Below are 1,588 nucleotides of genomic sequence, written 5' to 3'. Positions count from 1 at the left end.
CCGAAAAAGCGCTTGCCAAATTTGCATCTAAAGCTGAAGAAGCGGCTATAACAGGAGCAAAAGTTGGAGCAACTAATTCTGAAGTAAATACTGCGCATGTGGGGAAAGAAATCGCTCAATTTCTAGAAAAAATGAGCGATGAAGCTATTGCAACTCAATATTTAGGGCAAGAGAGAAAGTTCTGGTCAAAACCTATTGAGGTTGGGTTTGAAATAAATCACAAAGAAGAAAAAATTACTCAGATAAATAAAGTCTATCAGAGAGATGACCTGTTTGATCCTAATAGAATTTCTGAATGGACAGTTAACAAGAAAAAAGTGAAAGGTACAAATATTGAAAGGATGAAAGCAGGAAGAGCACCTATAGGTTTAGATAATAAGCCTATTGAATTGCATCATATGCTGCAAACTCATGATGGTCCCATAGCAGAAGTTACAAATAAGTTTCATAATAAACATAGTTTTGCTATTCACATTAATCCGAATACAATGGGATCAGCTATTGACAGAGACCTATTCGATAAATGGAGGACGAAATACTGGAAAGAACGTGCTAAAGGGTATGAAAAAAAATATAGAAGCTAAAAAATAACAATTTATGGAGAACAAATTATGAAAACTTATACTTTAGACGATGTTGTCATACTGGTTGATAAATATAGTGATAGTGTTGATTTTGGCTCTACAGATGAAGCCGTTGATGATGTACTAATTGAAAAAGCAGAGGGGATTCTTAAATTGCAATTCACGACCTCCTACAAAAGTTTTTTAAAAAACTATGGAAGAGCGGAGATCTGTGGTGAGGAAATATTAAGTGTTTATAATACAAATTTTGAAATTGCTCGTAGTGATGATATTGTTTATTACCATATAACGGATATAGAAAATGGTTTAGCAAAACCACAGCAGCTTGTTGTGAGTAGAACAGATTTTGGTGAAACCTTTTACTTTGATTACTCTCAGTTTCAGGATGGTGAGTGCCCACTTTATGTCAGAATTCCATCTGGAGATTCCAAGTATTACGCCGGTAATTTTTATGAATTTCTCTGTAAAAGGATTACAGATAACTTGAAGTAAATTTCTTTGTATGGCGGTTTTACTTCCGAATTGCAATGTTAAACCACCACTATTTTTTTTATTTTCGAGAATGCAAGCACCGTTAAGGTTTTTTAGGGGGATTATCTATGAAAACTTATACCTTAGCTGACGTTGCAGTATTAATTGATAAAGTGAATAAATATGATGGTGATATTATCAATTTGGGTACTGAAAAAAATGCGGTTGATGATCTTGTGATTGAAAAGGCAGAGAAAGCTTTGGGTTTGAAATTCACATCTTCTTACAAAGTTTTCTTAAAAAAATATGTAGGAGGGGAAATTAGTGGCGAAGAAATTTTTAGCCTTTATGGGGATTGTGTGGGGATTCCAGCTGGTGATATTGTTTACCAAAACTTAAATGATAGAAAACGTGGTTTTACGACACCAGAACAGCTTATCGTTTGTGAAGCTGATTTTGATGAAACCTTTTATTTTGATTATACACAGTTTCGAGATGGAGAATGCCCACTCTATCTCAAGCTTCCATTGGGT

The 1,588-nt window shown here is 34.4% G+C and carries 3 protein-coding genes; all 3 read left to right on the top strand.

Going from position 1 to position 1,588, the window contains the following annotated elements:
- A partial coding sequence (locus BN338_RS03310) for an HNH/ENDO VII family nuclease (protein ID WP_244427604.1) occupies positions 1 to 584 on the top strand: 584 nt, incomplete at its 5' end.
- A gap of 27 nt (positions 585 to 611) precedes the next feature.
- Positions 612 to 1,076 carry an SMI1/KNR4 family protein gene (locus BN338_RS03305; RefSeq protein WP_039759050.1) on the top strand — a complete coding sequence of 155 codons (465 nt, stop codon included), beginning with the start codon at positions 612 to 614 and terminating at the stop codon, positions 1,074 to 1,076.
- 107 nt (positions 1,077 to 1,183) lie between these two features.
- A partial coding sequence (locus tag BN338_RS03300; RefSeq protein WP_083868432.1) for an SMI1/KNR4 family protein occupies positions 1,184 to 1,588 on the top strand: 405 nt, incomplete at its 3' end.

It is taken from the genome of Bartonella queenslandensis AUST/NH15, from assembly GCF_000312585.1.
In the GTDB taxonomy this organism is placed as follows: Bacteria; Pseudomonadota; Alphaproteobacteria; order Rhizobiales; family Rhizobiaceae; genus Bartonella; species Bartonella queenslandensis_A.
The sequence above is the reverse complement of the archived record's forward strand: the minus strand, read 5'-3'. Positions and strand labels throughout refer to the sequence as shown.